12 protein-coding genes are annotated in these 17,715 nt (G+C 45.3%); all 12 read left to right on the top strand.

Going from position 1 to position 17,715, the window contains the following annotated elements:
- The first annotated feature begins 187 nt into the window (after positions 1–187).
- The 12 genes from ACUN27_RS08310 (at position 188) to ACUN27_RS08365 (ending at position 17,693) form a co-directional block, all read left to right on the top strand.
- Positions 188–1,981 carry a cache domain-containing sensor histidine kinase gene (locus tag ACUN27_RS08310; RefSeq protein WP_445558726.1) on the top strand — a complete coding sequence of 598 codons (1,794 nt, stop codon included), beginning with the start codon at positions 188–190 and terminating at the stop codon, positions 1,979–1,981.
- A 75-nt stretch (positions 1,982–2,056) separates the two neighbouring features.
- Complete coding sequence (locus ACUN27_RS08315) at positions 2,057–3,664, top strand: response regulator (protein ID WP_445558727.1); 1,608 nt, start codon at positions 2,057–2,059, stop codon at positions 3,662–3,664.
- A 201-nt stretch (positions 3,665–3,865) separates the two neighbouring features.
- Complete coding sequence (locus tag ACUN27_RS08320; protein ID WP_326063234.1) at positions 3,866–5,233, top strand: ABC transporter substrate-binding protein; 1,368 nt, start codon at positions 3,866–3,868, stop codon at positions 5,231–5,233.
- A gap of 76 nt (positions 5,234–5,309) precedes the next feature.
- Positions 5,310–6,194: a carbohydrate ABC transporter permease gene (locus ACUN27_RS08325; protein ID WP_315952071.1), complete on the top strand. Its 885-nt coding sequence runs from the start codon at positions 5,310–5,312 to the stop codon at positions 6,192–6,194.
- A 91-nt stretch (positions 6,195–6,285) separates the two neighbouring features.
- On the top strand, positions 6,286–7,023 hold the full coding sequence (locus tag ACUN27_RS08330; RefSeq protein WP_315952070.1) for a carbohydrate ABC transporter permease: 738 nt from the start codon (positions 6,286–6,288) through the stop codon (positions 7,021–7,023).
- 285 nt (positions 7,024–7,308) lie between these two features.
- Positions 7,309–13,137, top strand: coding sequence for a sugar-binding protein (locus ACUN27_RS08335; RefSeq protein ID WP_445558728.1), 5,829 nt, complete (start codon positions 7,309–7,311; stop codon positions 13,135–13,137).
- Positions 13,138–13,362: 225 nt separating this feature from the next.
- Positions 13,363–13,947, top strand: coding sequence for a TetR/AcrR family transcriptional regulator (locus ACUN27_RS08340; RefSeq protein ID WP_315952068.1), 585 nt, complete (start codon positions 13,363–13,365; stop codon positions 13,945–13,947).
- Positions 13,948–13,967: 20 nt separating this feature from the next.
- Complete coding sequence (locus tag ACUN27_RS08345) at positions 13,968–14,573, top strand: VC0807 family protein (protein ID WP_315952067.1); 606 nt, start codon at positions 13,968–13,970, stop codon at positions 14,571–14,573.
- A 16-nt stretch (positions 14,574–14,589) separates the two neighbouring features.
- The gene (locus ACUN27_RS08350) at positions 14,590–15,096 is read left to right on the top strand and encodes a GNAT family N-acetyltransferase (RefSeq protein ID WP_315952066.1); all 507 of its coding nucleotides are present in this window, start codon (positions 14,590–14,592) and stop codon (positions 15,094–15,096) included.
- 21 nt (positions 15,097–15,117) lie between these two features.
- A complete protein-coding gene (locus tag ACUN27_RS08355; RefSeq protein WP_315952065.1) occupies positions 15,118–15,492 on the top strand; it encodes a hypothetical protein in 375 nt (124 codons plus the stop codon).
- A gap of 381 nt (positions 15,493–15,873) precedes the next feature.
- A complete protein-coding gene (locus tag ACUN27_RS08360; RefSeq protein ID WP_315952064.1) occupies positions 15,874–16,728 on the top strand; it encodes an ABC transporter permease subunit in 855 nt (284 codons plus the stop codon).
- Positions 16,725–17,693 (top strand): carbohydrate ABC transporter permease, encoded by a 969-nt coding sequence (locus ACUN27_RS08365; RefSeq protein WP_315952063.1) that lies wholly within the window; start codon positions 16,725–16,727, stop codon positions 17,691–17,693. The genes ACUN27_RS08360 and ACUN27_RS08365 overlap by 4 nt, the downstream gene beginning before the upstream one ends.
- Positions 17,694–17,715 lie beyond the last annotated feature (22 nt).

Raw genomic sequence — 17,715 nt, forward strand, 5'->3', positions numbered from 1 at the left:
TTATATATGAAATTTAGAATTCTAGTCTTGAAACGTATTAAACCTATGCTATTCTTAATAAAGAACCTCCACATAGATATCTTATTTTTAAGGCTCTCTCTTCACATACTTCAGAGCAATCTTCTTACAAAATGGTTGTTTCCAAAATAATTCTTGTCGATTTGAAAAGAAAGGAAGTAATCGCGTTATGAAGGGGTTCTCGAAGTATATAGCCGGGATTTCCATTAAAAACAAAATATTCATAGCGAATATATTAATCATTGTCGTATTTATTTCCACTCAGTCATACTTTGCCAACACGATTTCACAGAATGCCCTTATTGAGAAAGAGATCAATAATTCCTCCCGAGAACTTGTGCTCATCAAAAACAACCTTCAAACTTTGGTGTCTACAATTGAAGACTATTCAAAAATTCTAGCCAGCGACTATCGTTTGCAGAACGTGCTTTATAACGATTTTTTATTAAATAATGAGGTGAATGCGAGCAAGCTGGTTGAAGGTTTAAATAACCTTTCGATGAAGAAAACCCTTTCAGAGACGATCAGCAATATTGTGGAGCCTAACACAAAAATCAAGGCGGTAAGCATTCTCACCTCGAATCATCACTGGGTGGATGTCGGATTTGCCGATAACGCATATGCTTCCCGCATATTCGGTGACGGTTATGGAGCAGATGATCGTTTCTATTTACCGACTTGGACAGGCTTGACCAAATTCGGATTCTTGTATGAAGGTGAACACAACGTATTCGCGGTTTCCAAAACGGTTATTCATAAAGATACCGGTAAAATGGTAGGCAGAGTTTTTTTGTATGTGAAAGAAACGACGATTGCTTCAATTTATGAAGGTGAAAATAAGGGTGGGGAATTTTATATCGTCGATTCCGCTGGCCAAATTATTTCCTCACAGAATAAAGCCATGTTATACCGGAATTTCAAGGAAGCCGTCTCCATAAGCATTCCGGAGAATGGTGAAGACACAGCATTTACCCAGGGCAGCGGAAGCAAAGAAATGTTGATATTCACCCAGCGCTTCAAACCGTTGAAATGGACAATTGTAAGCGTTATCCCTATGGATGATATTTCTTCAGATCGGAAACAAATCAATCAATTGATGATTGGGATCGGCGGAGCATGCCTGCTGCTAGCGTTAATTGTGTCCTTTTTATTGTCGGGATCGATCACGCGACCCATTTTTCAGCTTGCAAAGACAATGAGAGAAATTCGGACAGGAAAGATGCAAGTCAGAAGCACCTACCAATCAAAAGATGAGATCGGATATTTAAGCGAGGGTTTCAATAACTTAATGAATCGCATTGAGGCGCTTATGGCCGAAAACGTCGAGAAACAAAGGACAAAGGCTGAGATCGAATTTAAATTGCTGCAATCGCAAGTGAAGCCTCATTTTTTGTACAACACGGTTGAAACCATCATTTCGCTCATTAAGCTGGGCTTAGGGAAGCAAGCCATACAGGCTGCCCAATACATGGCGAATTTCTATAAGATCTCGTTAAGTAAAGGTAACGATATCATATCGATAGGTGAAGAGATGCGTTTAACGGAAAGTTATTTGGAAATTCAGCAGCTGCGTTATGTGGAATATATGGAGTATACGATGGAAATTGACGATGAAATTCTGCCGTATTCAATACCGAAATTGACCTTGCAGCCAATCGTCGAGAATGCCATCTATCATGGATTGAAGCTTAAAAAGGAAAAAGGAATCATACGCATTACAGGAAGGCGTTGCGGCAACAATGTGGAAATTGAAATTTACGATAACGGGGTTGGTATGCACCAGAATCAAACCAAGGCGATAATGACAGGATTCAGCGTTTTTGATGAAGCCGGCGGATTTGGGATTAGAAGCGTATCTAATCGGATCCGAATGCTGTACGGGGAAAGATACGGACTGCAAGTTGAAAGCGAATACGGTGTTTATACGAAAATTATAATCATACTGCCTCTTCTTCATCATTAGCTCCTGCTTGCATCCATGAGGCTGGCATTTCTATTATCCCCAAGATAAGGATCGATTAGAATAGGAGGAACGACCATGTACAAGGTGCTTATCGTCGATGATGAATATTACTTCAGGCAAGCCTTGAAGATTTCGCTGCCATGGAGCGAGCTGGGCTTTCAAATCGCGGGGGAAGCCAAAAACGGGGCGGAAGCGCTGGAGTTGATGACCGAGGTAGAGCCTGATGTCGTGTTGGTCGATATGAATATGCCGATTATGGATGGATTGGAGTTTATACATAAAGCCAAGGAGCATGACCAGAAAACAAAATTTCTGGTGTTGTCAGGTCACAGTGAATTCGTGTATGCCAGACAGGCCGTGCAATTAGGCGTTTTTAATTACGTGTTGAAACCTATTAACGAAGAAGAACTCCAAAGCTCCTTACTTGATATAAAAGAATTGATACGGACGGAGCGTCTTGGGAAGCTTGAGTTGGACGATTTAAGAAAACAGGCGAGCGAAGGCTTGTCTGTCATGAAGGAGCAAGTGCTGAACGGTTGGCTGCAGGGCAACGGTATCTCTAGATCCAGTTCCGAGTGGGATCCATTAAATGATTTGGGAATAAAGTTGGAAGGATTGCATTATCGGGTAATTGTCGTCGATCTGGATTCAAGTGATGAGAGGAATCTTGAGGAGGATATGCGGATACGCAAAGCCAAGCTGCAAGAAATCGCTCAAAATGAGATGCAGAGCTCCTTTCAGTGTGTCGGCTGTCATGATCATGATGCTCGCCTGGTTCTGATCATAGGATCCCCTGACGGCATCTTCAACAAGCTGGAAACGATTTGCGAACAGATTCGATTGAGCGTAGAAAAGGATTTGGGCTGTACGGTAACGATTGGATTAGGGAATGGCTGCGAAACGTTTGAGTCGATTTCGGTATCGTATAAGGAAGCGTTAATTGCCTTGAAGCAACGGTTTGTGTGGGGGGGCAACAAGGTGTTCGCACACGCCTTGATTGCGGAAACCGGGATCAAGGTCGGATTGTTCTCGGTGGAAAAAAGAAGCGCTTTGCTGATGTTCATGCGAATCGGGAACATGTCCGAAACGGAAGAATGGCTCTCGCGTTTTTTTCATGATATTCGCGTCCAGAAAGTTTCTATGGAAATGCTGCTTCTCGCCGGAATCGAAATCGTATCCACATGTCTGGAATTTTTGGCCGAAGCGTCGCAAAGCTCTGAAGATGTCTTCCGAAATATGACACATCCCGATTTGATACAACACGTTCAGCGGATGAAAACCTTCAACGAGTTGGAGGACTGGATACGTGCTTTCATTCTAAAGGCCATGGATCATGTGCATAGTCGCAAAACCAATAGAGCCGTCAAAGTTATAGAGGAGGTCAAATCGTATATTTCGAAGCATTACGGCAACGAAGAATTGCGAATTGAAGATATCGCAAAGAACGTTCATATGAATTACAATCATCTTTGCTTCGTGTTCAAAAAAGAAACGACCTTTACGATCAATGACTACCTGACCGAAATACGGATTATTAAAGCAAAAGAACTTTTTGATCAGGGAGAGAAGATTATCCAAAACGTAGCGAACCGGGTGGGATATGCGGACGCCAACTATTTCAGCAAATGCTTCAAAAAACAGATGGGAATCACGCCTAGCAAATATGTGAATCAAATCAGTTAGCCTATACTTCCATGAAGACGTTAGGGGGAAAGTGAAAACTTTGCCTATAACGTCTATTTTTTACCGTTAATTTTACTACTGGTCCGAGAATAATCTCTGTACTAAAATTGGCAATATTCGTAAAATTAACACAAGGTTGATACCGCTTTCAAGATCTGAAGTCAATCTAATATCCGCTTTTACAAATAGGGGAGGTAAACAATGAAAACGAAGTCAAAGACAGCAGCTATGTTCCTTATGGCAAGTACTCTTCTGGTTGCAACGGCATGCAGCAGTGGGGAAGAAACGAAGTCCAACCAGCCGTCCGGCAATCCGTCGCCCTCGGCAACAAGCAAGGAGGATAACAAGAGTACTACGAAGACGGATAGCAAAAAAACCAAAATGAGAGTCATAACGATTACGACGGACGAAAATCGCAACAAAATTATGGAACAATTTATCAAACCGAATATTGCTTCAGCACTTCCCAATCTTGAAGTCGAGTTTGAGCCCGGCGGCGGCGGCGAGGATATGGCCAACAAATTGAAGACGTTAAATGCATCTGGGGATATGCCGGACGTATTCTGGAATGATGCGGGCTACTTTACGCCGTTGAAGAGCACCGGCAGCATTCTGGATTTAACACCTTATATTACGAAAGACGGTTTCTTAGGCAAATACGCGGTGCCGGATGCGTTAAAGCATGTAGATAACGGGATTTACAGCTTGTCTTCCGGAGCGGACACGTATTTCACCCCTGTCATCTTCTATCATAAAGATATGTTCGAGAAAGCCGGGGTTAAAGTGCCAACTACATTTGATGAGTTGATTCAAATCTCGAAGACGCTCAAGAGTAAAGGCATGGTACCGGCTGTAACTCCTGGCAAGGACGGGTGGGGACCGAAGCTCTTTATGCTGCAGCAAATGATTCAAACCGGAGATCCGCAGGCGATGGCAGACCTTGTCAGCAACAAAACGGACTTCAACAATCCATCCGTTAAGGAAGGAGCGGCTCGCATCGAAAAGCTGGTCAAGGAAGGCGTATTCCCAGACGGAATAGCTAATTTGGATTACGGCCCAGCGATGGAAATGTTTACGTCCAAAAAGGCGGCCATGTTATGGATGTTTACTTGGGAGCTGCCCAACCTAGCAAAAGACGAAACAGTTGACTTCTTTCCATTTCCAAGCGCCAGTGATAAGTATAGCCCTACAAAGAACGTACAGTTCTGGGGTTCTCCGGTTAACGGTTATGCGGTCAACGGCAAAACCAAGAACCCGGAAGAGGCCGTCAAGCTTGCCGAATTTCTAGCCATGGCGGATGCGTTATACTTTGAATCTACCGGTGCTCCTATATCTTTGAAGACAGGAAACAAGGCAATGGATAGGAGCCCGCTTATGCAGAAGTTCGTTGACTGGTACAATCCGATTCCTAATAAAATCGCATCCTGGGCTCTTAATTCGCTAGATGCGAAGACGTCTGCTGAAATATCTACGCAAGGAGCGAATTTATTAACGGGCGAGTACTCAGCAGATAATTTTAATGTGGCTATGAACAAGATCTGGAGCGAAAATACGTGGTTTGCCAAATAAAAAATAATTGAATAGCTAAATCCCCTTGTGATAGATCCAAGGGGGTTTAGACACAAATTCAATGGTGGAGAGAGCGATGAACAAGTACTTTAGCACCAAAGTGTCTATCTTTGTGTTTGCTTTTCCGGCATTGCTGCTGTTTACCTTATTCTGCGTATACCCTTTGCTGCCGGAGATCTGGATGAGCTTGCATAAGCATGACGGGTTTAGAAATTTGGGTTTTGTTGGTTTAAATAATTACAAAGAAGTGATATTATCCCCATCCTTTTGGACCGCTCATAAAAATACGTATCTTATTGTAGCCATCTCATTGTTACTGGGACTCCCCTTATCCATGATGCTTTCGCTTTTTATGGATGCTCAGACACCGAAGTTTCGTCGATTCTTCAAGACGGTGGCGATGTTCCCCGCGATCTTGTCGGTCACTGTTGTTTCACAGATTTGGCTGGCGTTTTACGAACCCAATTGGGGCTTATTTAACACGATTCTCAACTCATTAGGGTTGAGCTCTTGGACACATTCGTGGTTGACGGAAAAGAAAACGGTCATGCCCAGCATCGGTTTGACATTCCTGTGGCAATATATTGGACTGAACGCGATGCTGTTTTATACAGGAATCAAGACCATACCCAAGAGTTACTATGAAGCGGCATTGATCGACGGAGCTAATTTTGTTCAAGTTTGTTTACGAATTACGATCCCCTTGCTGCAGAATGTAATCAAATACGTGCTTATCCTGTCTACATTAGGCTCAATGGCATTTTATTCGCATGTACGAGTCATGACGGCAGGTGGCCCGGGAGATCAGTCCAGAACGGTCATCTACCAGATGTATTACACGGCATTTGATACTTCCGAATTTGGCAAAGGTACTGCGATCGCCGTTATCTTTATTCTGGAATGCCTTTTGATCTCCTTTTTCATTCAAAAGTTCGTTGCCAGAGAAAAACTGGAGTTTTAAGCTGGAGGGGAGCTTTCTGAAATTATTAAGTCGAGTGTTTTGGGTAGCTATAGGATGCACATTTCTGTTTCCTTTGTATTGGATGGTAACGATGTCGTTGAAGTCCAAAAGCGAAGCTTACAAAAATCCTTTTGGGTTACCGTCTTCCTGGGACTGGCTGAACTTTAGCGAAGCGTTGTCCAAATATCATTTTTATACGTATCTCGAGAACAGCGTGATTTATACCGCAGGCACAATCGTCATTACGTTGATAACTGGCAGCATGCTTGCTTATTGCCTCAGCCGCATGCAATGGAGATTCAATTCCGCGATGCTGTTGTATGTATCTATGGGTTTAATTGTCCCAATCGAAGTCGTCGTTATTCCTTTATTCCAGCTGGTTAAATGGATGCATATCAAAAATAGTTATTTGGGTCTTATCTTGCCGTATTCCGGCTTCGCCATCGCTTCCTGCGTACTGATGCTGTATGCCTTTCTCCGGTCTTTGCCTAATGAGCTGGAAGAAGCGGCATGCATTGATGGAGCGAATGTCTATCAAACGTATATTAAGATCATATTTCCAATCGTAATGCCGGCGCTCGTGACGCAATGCGTTCTTATATTCATTCGAATCTGGAACGAATTTCCGCTTGCTTTTATTATTGCTTCCAAAGATCAATTCCGGCCGCTTACGGTAGGACTGCTTGGATTCTTTGTCAATGTGGGAGTTGCGGATTGGGGGCTCATCGGCGCGAGTATGCTGCTGTCCAGCTTGCCTATGATCATCGTTTATTTAATAGGCAACGAAAAGATCGAAAATGCATTGACTGCAGGCGCAATTTTGAAGTGAGGAATGTGAAGCAGGGGAAGGGACGCCAGATAAGGTGTCCCTTCTCCATGTCTGCAAGCTAACGCAGCGCGCTATATCTTTTCAAATTGTCCCGAGAATTTTCCTTACGGTCCAATAATAGTCTCTGGGAATATTCGTACAGACTGATATCATAAAAGTATCAATTGACAGCGCTTCCATTGGTAGTTATAGAACAGCTCAGTCGGAATCTGCACAGAGAATTCGGCACTAATACCGCTTAAGCGGTAATGTGTATAGCACTTTACTTATATCCAAGGAGGTTTTATGAAAGTGAGAAAAAGATCACTCATTTGGATTCTGACTTTGGTAACGGTATTTTTCACGCTACCATTTTCAGGATCGGTATTCGCAGCTGACAGTACTTCAATTGCAACTGCGGCTGGCAGTACGCCAAGTGCAACTATCTATGTTGCTACAAATGGCAATGATACCACTGGTGACGGAACGCAAGGAAAGCCGTACAAAACGCTTGCCAAGGCAAAATCCGTAGTAAGGACTCTGCCTAAAACCAGCGGGGATATCGTCGTTCAAATTGCAGATGGATTTTATTCGCTTGATGAGACCTTGGTTTTTAACAAGGATGATTCGGGAAGTGCAAGCAGCACGATTCGTTATGAGGCGGCGCCGGGTGCGAAGCCGGTAATTAGCGCGGGTGAAATGTTGGGAAAAGGCGTATGGACAGAAGCTGTTGGCCTTACTCAGACTGGCGGTTTGACGGCGTATAAAACGACCCTGAACCGGAGCGATAAGTTGCGGGCGATTTATGTCAACGATAAGAGAGCCAACATGACGCTGAGCTCGCAAATCGTTTCGGCCAATAGAACCGTCACTGGCACCCCCACAGCCAGCTTTACCACTGCCAATAACTCTTGGGCGTGGCAGAACGGCAGCAACATCCGGGCGGGTATCGTATTCGATGCCAGTGTAGGTCTGACGACGGCAACGAAAAACCCCCAAAACATCGAAGCCGAAAGCACGGGCGGCTCCACCGCTAGATGGGCGAGGCCTTTTATCACCTTCGCGTCGATCGAACAAGCGCCGGCAGCCAGCAACAAGCCCGGCGGTGTCATGCTCCGGTTCCAGATGCCGTATGGGGCGATTTCACAGTCTTTGAGCAATAACACACAATACAATCCAGGTAACAATCAAGTCATCCGCAACGCTTTCGAGTTCTTTAACAAACGCGGAGATTTCTATTTCGACCAGGCGGAAAGTACGCTTTATTACATCCCGCTTGAAGGCGAGGATATCAATACCGCCGAAGTGGTCATTCCAAAGCTGGAGACGGTTCTCGACATCAGAGGGATCCCTGTAGGAGATCGGTTGAACCCTGTTGCGGGCTCGGATGATGGACGTGTCAAAAACATAACCTTCAACGGGCTGAAGTTTGCCCATACCGATTACAAACTGACTGAACTGACGGGCACATATACACTTAGCGACGGATCCGGTCCGGTAACGACCAGTTCCCACGGCTATGCGTCCGTTCAGGGCTCTATCGTGAACAAAGTTTACTTCCCCAGCAGCATAAACTGGCATGAGACTTTCTACCGAGGGTATGACATACCGCCGGCAGCGGTAATGATCAACGCAGCAAGGAACATCAAAGTGCTCAACGGCGAGATCGGGCTTACCGGATTTAATGGCATCCATGTAGAAAACGATGCCAAGGATATCGAAATCTCGGGCAACTATATCGTAGATACGCTCGCTTCCGGCATTGTAATCGGACATCCGCAGCATATCTATGAAAACGATGTGGCGATTACGCATGAATCCAGTGCTTCGGTCTCTGGCACGCCAATAAGGAACTGGGCCGGCGTTGATAAGGAAAAATTTACGGCGGGTACGGAAGCCGTGCCGGAGAATATTTATATTACAAATAACTTTTTGTACAGAACCTGCTACGGATTCCCGGGCGCTAACGCACTGGCTTCTTTCTACACAACTAATATGCAGGTACTGCACAACTACATTTATGACACCACTTACGGCGCCATGAGCATCGGCTGGGGTTGGGACGAGTATGATGGGTTCGGCTTTACCGCTCAAGGTACCAACAAGACCGGCGGCCCTTACCATGGTACGAATGAAACGAGCATCGCAAGGTCTCCAGCAATATCTACGACCTCCAGGAATAACAAAATAAACTATAACCGGATAGAGCAAATTTGCACGGTAGTTAACGACTCCGGAGCCATTTACTCATTGGGACGGCAGGGAGATCCGGGTAATTTACCGGGCGGAGGGACATGGGACACCATCAACACCGTCTCCCCTTTGACAAACGATCCCGTCACGAACAAGAATAGTAACTGGAATTCTGACAACTGGACGAATTTCACCGAGATGAACTACAACTTCCTTAACCCGAATCCAACTGACAAACCCACGGACTCCAACAACTGGATGAACGGGTTCCATCCCGACGAAGGCAGCACGTTCATCAAGATGATAGGTAACGTTGTGCAGGCAAAGCTCTCCTATGCCGTGGGGCAGAGCCGTCTTATTGAGTTTAACAACTGGAAGCGCAAAAGCGATATGATTATGGTCCAAGGTTACGTAGACGGGGATAACAACCAGAATGGCGCCCCCAGGACTACTTATGACAATTACAAAAGCACAAGCCGCATTTGGCCACTTAAGGGCAACGAAATCGTTTTGAATTCGGGCCTTACCAACGAATACACGAAGATGATCCCAAGGAGCCTCATTGCCGATACCGAGTTTGAGCTGGCTTCCAACGTCATCATGGGTAAAGGTGAAAAGCTGAACCGCAGGGGTCTGCTAAAAGCTCAAGACACAGTTTGGCTCGCGCCTGCGAACACAACTGTCTTTAATGAAGGCAATACGATGACAAAAGCTGCCGGCGACGTAAACTCAATCAACGCTCCGTCTGCCGCAGGAGAATACAAACTATATATCAAATATGGAGACGGCAGAGAAACGGCCACTTCCAAGTATACGGTATACGTCGATGCGAGCGGTTCAGCAACCAATGTGGAAAATGGGAAAAGCTACGAAGTTTCAGCGGTACGGCCGCTTAAACTGACTTTGAGTAATGATTACACCTTTACGCTTAACGGCAAGCCTGTGGCGAATGGGTTCGAAATCGGCACCGAAGGAAGCTGGACCTTGGTAGGAAGCACTTCGACGCCTGCAATAACCATCAACTTTACCACCACAGTATCGGTGGCGAATAGGCTGCTCCCGGCTGACGTGTCAGTAGCCCCCGGCGGGAAAGTCAGGTTTGCGTACGATTTGGACGACGCCACAAAACAGATATGGATTTCCTCATCAAGCGACGGGAATTTTGTTGAAAGCGACAAAGAAACAATGGCCTCCGGCAACATGATAGAAATAACCGCGCCAAAATTGCCCGGTCCATATATTATTTATGTACGGTCGAAAGAAGGCGATGTTCTCAGCCTGTCGCACGCTCGTGTAGTGGTGCGCGATATGACGCCTGTCGATATTCCTAGAACTGGTCTTGACTTATGGCTCAAGGCTGATGAGGGCGTGGAACAAGATAGCAGTGGCAACGTGACTGGATGGACAAATATGGGAAGCATCCCGGCGAAGCTTGTCCCAGCGAACGTCCCCGGTAGCGGTGGCGATAATCTTGGAGCACCAACCGGCAACCCCACGCTAAAGAACGATGGATACGACTATGTAGATTTCGCAGCGATGTCAAGGCCGCTAAAAGCTGCAGGTTTTAAAAATTATAACGGCAGTACGCAGATGACGATATACGCGCTGGTTAAACCAACAACCACAGCCAACAACTCCAGTGACCAAAATGGTCTTGTTTATTTCGGAATGAACGAGGCTTACCAAACTTGGGCGGCTAACAGCGGTTGGAGCGGTATTAATTTGGGTGTAGGAACAAACAGAGTTAACATCCGCTTTGGTAACACGGATGGCAGCGTATCGGGCGGCGGGCAACAAATTACAACAACAGCCACTAACGGTTTGGCCAGCGTTCGGGCGCAGCTAAACGGAACCAATAGAGCCGTTTTTGTTAATAACAATGTCATCGGCACTGGAACCAACGCTAAAGCGCTTTTAGGGAACAGTTCGGATCTGGGCGTAGGTTACACGATGGCAGCTGCAACCCCCTACCGCTTCCTGGGCGGAGTCTCGCAGATTCTCATCTACAACAGGGTGCTGACAGCTGACGAAATTACGAAAGTAGAAACATATTTTAACGATGTCAAAGCGGGCCGTGGTGGACCTGCGAATCCAATTGTCTCAGCGGTCGACAAAACCTTGCTGACTGCCTTGATTGAGGCCGCCAATAACAAGGACTCTAACATCTATACAAGCAATTCATGGAACACTTTTGCAAGCGCATTAAATGACGCCAAAACTGCCGCCTCAAATGGCGAGATCGGGCAGGCAGTAGTGGACAATGCCTATTATGCGCTGCGTGACGCGATCAAAGCACTTCAATTGGTACCTAGCGGAGTTGGGACCGCTGTATACGGAACGCCTGTTCTTGGCGGGACCGAGCTCGACCCGCTCTGGAATACGACCGCCACGCTGCCGATTCTTAAGCATCTGACAATGGCGAACGGTCCGACGGACGGCTCAGGTAAAGTGCTATGGGACAATAATAACCTGTATGTACTGGTGCGTGTAAAAGACCCTGTGCTGAACAGCAGCAGCAGCAACGCGCATGAGAAAGACTCGGTCGAGATCTTTGTGGATGAGACCAACAGTAAACAAACCACCTACGGCACAGGTATGGGACAATATCGAGTTAACTATCTGAATGAGAAAAGCTTTAATCCAGGCAGTATCAGTGCGGGTTTTGAGTCTTTTGCCAAAGTCGTGGATGGCGGCTATTATATTGAGACTAAAATCCCTTTTAAGGCAAGTGTTCCTGCAGCTAATCGTGCCATTGGATTTGATTTACAGATCAATGATGCGAAAGCAACAGGTGGCCGTCAGGACATTATCATGTGGAACGACGTAACCGGGCAGTCCTATAATAACGGTTCACAATGGGGTGTGGTTACTCTTCTGGGCGAGCAGAAGCTGACGGTGGCCGGAGCGGACGGAGCGACCTCCATCACGACGAAAGACGGCACGCTGCAAATGTTGGCGGGAGTGCCTGTCATATGGTCGGTAACCGCAGAAGACGGTTCGGAGACGAATGCGGCGATCATCAGTGAGACGGGATTGCTGTCTGCTAAAAAGAACGGTGTCGTGAGAGTAACGGCGCAAGCCATCGGTTCCAGTCTGAAAGGCAGCACGCTGATCTCGATCAGCGGTCAAGAAGGCGTAGTGCTATCAGGACCAACAACCGTTGATGGCGGTAAAACCTTTGATGTTGATTTCAGTTTGGCTGGTTCTGGGAAAGATGTCATTGCACTAGATACTACGTTTAATTATGATTCGGATAAGCTGGAGTTTGTATCCATGGACTCGCTCCAGGATAATAATTTCAAACTGGTTGGCGAAGTTAAATCGGATGGCAAGATTAGAACTATCGCGGCTAATATTGGAAATACGGATATGGCGAATGGATTGATTAGGCTTAAGTTTAAAGCTATTGCAAAGGATAATTCACAGATTGCTTCAGTTCGCGTCACTCAGTTAACGATCGCTAATGGCGTGGGCCAAGAAGCAGAATGGGCTGGTGCAACTTACGCAGTCCAAGTGAATAAGTTGGATAAATCGGGCTTACTGCGTCTGATTGCGGAAGCGCAAAGTGCGCACGATGCGGCAACTGAAGGCGCATATCCTGGCCAATATCCATCAGGCTCGAAAGCAACCCTGCAGGTAGCAATCAATGCCGCTCAAGTAGTGGCGTCGACTGAGGGAGTAAGCCAGGCTGAAATTGAAGGGGCGATCCTGAGCCTGAATGCGGCACTGCAAAGCTTTAATAATTCAATAATTAAAGCTATCGATGGAGATTTCAATAACGATAATAAAGTAAGTATTGGTGATCTTGCGATTATTGCTTCTGCTTATGGTAAAAAGAAAGAAGATTCAGATTGGAATCAGTACAAAGCGTTGGATTTGAGTGGCGACGGCACAATTGACATCGTTGATATCTCGATTCTGGCTCGTAAAATTTTGAATTAATAACATGTAAACAAAGAAATGGTGGCCTTAGTTGAAGTTAACTTTGGGCCGCCATTTCTTTGTTTTGTGCTTCTTATTTGATGGGGAAATGGGGAGATTCTGGAAACGCTCAGCCTGTAGGGTGGATAAAAAATCCCAAAATTTTCTTTACAAACCGGCGGTCGGTATTGTATGATGATTTTATAACAGACCGACGGTCGGTACTACAGATAAGGAGAGAACAACGTGTCAACATCAGCAAACGCGAGTTTTCAGATCATTATGGACGTAACAGAGGAATTGATTCAAGAGAAGGGATGTAGGCAAACGACGCTGCAGGATATTATAACGCGCACTGGCTTGTCAAAAGGAGCGATTTACCACTATGTAACCGGAAAGGATGAGCTGTTCGGACTCCTGTTAAAATCCCGTGTTATGCGAATCAACGCGAGCTTCACGGAGGTGGCGAACAGCCCGCAATCCTCCGGGCTCGCTAATCCGCTACAGCTTATCGCGGAAAATATGCTCCGCTCTACGAGTCACAGCAATGTGACGAACCAAATCTTCATCTATCTTCTCAGTCAGATGGATAACGCGAAGGTTGCCAAGATCGTACAGGAGGTGTTCGCCTTTACGCTGCAAACTAGTATGAGTTGGATTGAAGTGGGGCAGGCTCACGGCTTTATTCCGCAACAAGTGGATGGAGCGAAAGTTGCTGAACGATTAGTTACTTTTTTATACGGAATGAGGGTTCAAAATACGATCAATCAAGAAATGAGCCGCATGACGGTTGAAGAACTGGTCGCCTTCATGACGCGCTCATTGAGCTAATTCGAAAGGGTGAGTATAGTATGTCGAAACGGAATTACGTTATTTTTACATTGCTTGTTAACGGTATTTTGCCATGGATTTTGTATGTCTGGCTATCTGAGTATATGAGCAGCCTTGCTGCTTTAACTATAGCAACGCTCGTTCCGTTGCTTGACAATCTGGTTCACCTAATAAAGCACCGCAAGTTGGATGCGTTCGGCACATTGATGCTCTTTACGTTTCTATTGACAATCGTGCTTGTTTTGCTGGGAGGCAGTGAAAAAATACTGCTCGTCCGAGAATCTCTGATTACGGCTTCTGTCGGTTTGATATTTCTGGGATCGTTGTTTTTCCGGCGTCCTATTATGTATTATTTGGCTCTGCGATTTATCTCAACTCCTCATTTTGCGGAAAATTGGAACTATGCGTATTTCCGTTTTGTGATGAAACTGATGACCTTCGTTTGGGGCATTATGTTGACGATGGAAGCTGCGGTGCGCGTGGTCATGGTTTACCGGCTTCCGACTGCGAGCTACTTGGCGCTTTCAAACCTCGTGCTTTACGGTTTCATAGGTGCGGCTGTGCTGTGGACGGTCATCTACCGTCGTCATTCAGCAGCAAAACTACATCAGCTTAAGCAAAGCTGAGTTTGGAGGATGTAGAATGGAAGTCGTGCAATTGACCGCGAAGGACGGCAAAAACCTGTTAGCGCTGTACAGAACGGTAGCAACTGATTTGAAGAGGCAAAACATTCGCCAGTGGGATTGGCTGTATCCAAACGGGTTCGTCATACGTGGTGATTTGAAAAGAGGTACGGCTTTCGGCATTCGCGTAGGCTCTCGGATCATTGGAGCCATTGTAGTGGACGACCGCCAGAGCAAACAGTATGAGGGCTTGCCTTGGGTGGATCAAGCGGTTGGTCACGTCCGCTGCATTCATCGCTTGGCGGTCGACCCTACCTGTCAAGGACAGGGAATGGGCGGAAAGCTGTTACGCTTTGCCGAGGAGCAGGCGCGCTTATCTGGCGGCACAAGTATAAGGCTTGACGTGTTTTCCGGAAACCCAGGTGCCGCAAAACTGTATGTTCGAAGGGGTTACCGGCAGGTTGGCCATATCCGTTTTCCGCTGCGGAAAGAGGGGTACACTTGTTTTGAGAAGCTACTCGGATAAATTTATAAAGGAGAGAATGATATGGCAAAAGGTTCGTTGATGGTTGGTTGGGGAGAAATCATCCCGGGGCGTGAAAAGGCAGCACAGGCCACGCTCAATAAGGCAATGCAATACTGTATACGACTGCAACAAGAAGGTAAGATTGACCGCTTTGAGGTAGTAGTTCTTGAACCTCATGGTAGTAGTCTCAACGGCTTCGTCCTGATCACAGGGGATAAGGAGACAGTGGCGCAACTACGAACAGAAGATGAGTTTGTCTCTGTTATAATTGGAGTGCAGTTGGTACATCGAAATGTAAGAGTGGTTGGTGCCTATACGGGTGCTGAATTACCATCGTTGTTCGCGATGTGGGATGAACAGGAAGATAAAATACTCATTGAACAAAATACTATCTAATATCAGTGCTTTTTTGATCCCCGTCAATCGGGGATTTTTTTTGTGCGACGGGCAGTCGAATTCCCATTTTGAGCTATATGAGAATAGATCAATAATCAATGAGAATAGGTCATTGTTTTGAAAAAATTGATATTTTATAATTGCTTTAACGAAACGGAATGAAAACGCTGTCAACAGAAGAGGCATCTTTCAATTCAACGATTGACCTATTGCGTTATAGTAGAGGAATCCCACTTCGGCATTCCATATATTTTCTAGATATCGTAATGTGTCAATAAACATTTTGAATATAACATTAAAAGGGAGTGTTACATGGTGCAAATACAAAGGAACAGCATGACAAGCAGTTCAATAAGGAAATTTCTCTACATACTCCCTTTTATGATTTTACTCGGTATCTTTGCCTATTACCCGCTATATGGTTGGGTTTATGCATTCTTTGACTACACGCCGCCGATTCCGCTATCCCAATCGCCGTTTGTGGGTTTGAAGTGGTTTCATACCTTGGTCGAAAACCAAGTAAAGATCGATCAAACCCTTCAAATACTCAAAAACACGTTTGGGATGAGTGGCTTGAATCTGCTATTCTCCTGGCTTCCAATGATTTTTGCGATATTCCTGACTGAGATCAAGTCCGTACGATTTCGGAGGTTTATACAGACGGTAACAACCTTGCCGAACTTTATCAGCTGGGTATTGGTGTATTCACTGGCATTTTCAATGTTCTCTAGTGAAGGTATAATCAACGGCCTTTTGAAACAAATTGGACTTATCGATTCTCCGATTTTACTTCTTCAAAATTCCGACCATGTATGGATTATGATGTGGATATGGACAACTTGGAAAACATTGGGTTGGTCAGCCATATTGTACATAGCGGCAATTATGGGGATAGATGATTCTCTATATGAAGCGGCCTATGTAGACGGCGCGACAAGGATGAGGGTAATCTGGCATGTCGTATTGCCGAGTATGGTGCCGACCTATTTCGTTTTGCTGATGCTGCAAATTGCGAGTTTTCTAAATAATGGCTTGGAGCAATATTTTGTATTTCAAAATGCATTTAATAAGGATTCCATACAGGTTTTAGACTTATATGTTTACAACCTTGCCATGGGCGGCGGAAGCTATTCGGTATCCGTTGCGATCAGTGTGCTTAAGAGCTTGATCAGTGTTGTGCTTCTCTTTTCTGTGAACGGACTATCCAAAAGACTAAGGGGAGAGAGTATTGTATGAGTCATACAGCAGCAGGGCTGGCGGCGAATGATAAAGTGCCCGGAAGCCATCTCACCAAAAAAATGAAAGTCCAAGTCAGCGCAACAGACAAGATGATTACTGTTTTAATTTATGTGTTGTTTTCCCTGTATGCGCTTATATGTGTATATCCATTTTACTCCATCATTATTAATACCATAAGCGCAAACGATATCAGTGCCAAAGGTGATGTTATCTTTTACCCGATAAATATCCAATTCCATAACTACGTGGATGCGTTTAAAATACCGGGATTGTGGGATGCAGCCGTTGTATCTGTAGGAAGGACCGTCATTGGAACCACTTTGACGGTAGGGGCTTCCGCCTTTCTGGGATTCATGTTTACCCAGGAGGATATGTGGAGGAGAAAATTATGGTATCGCTATACGGTTTTAACCATGTTTTTTAATGCCGGCGTTATTCCTTGGTATTTGACTATGAGGTCTTTGCATCTGACAAACAATTTTTTGGCCTACATTCTGCCGTCGGTCGTAGCTCCGTTTTTCATCATTCTTGTAAAGACTTTCGTGGAATCAACGCCGAAGGAATTGCAGCATGCGGCAAGTATCGACGGTGCCGGGACCATGACCGTTTTCTTCAAAATCATGCTGCCTATTTGTAAGCCTATATTGGCTACAGTTGCTATATTCGCAGCGGTGGATCAGTGGAATTCCTTCCAGGACACGTTGTTGTTAGTCACGGAGAGCAAACTCTATAGCTTACAGTTTATTCTATATAACTATATTAATCAGGCAAGCTCCATATCCAGCATGGTAAATTTGCAAAATGCCGGCTCGACAGCGATATCAAGTTTGGCAACGAAGCAAACCACGACTTCAATTCGAATGACGGTGACGATTATTGTTGTTGCGCCCATTTTGTTGGTTTATCCGATTTTTCAAAGGTTTTTTGTAAAGGGGATTATGATCGGTGCAGTGAAAGGGTAATTTGCATCGGATTAATAAATTG

This window comes from Paenibacillus sp. WC2504 (genome assembly GCF_052682475.1).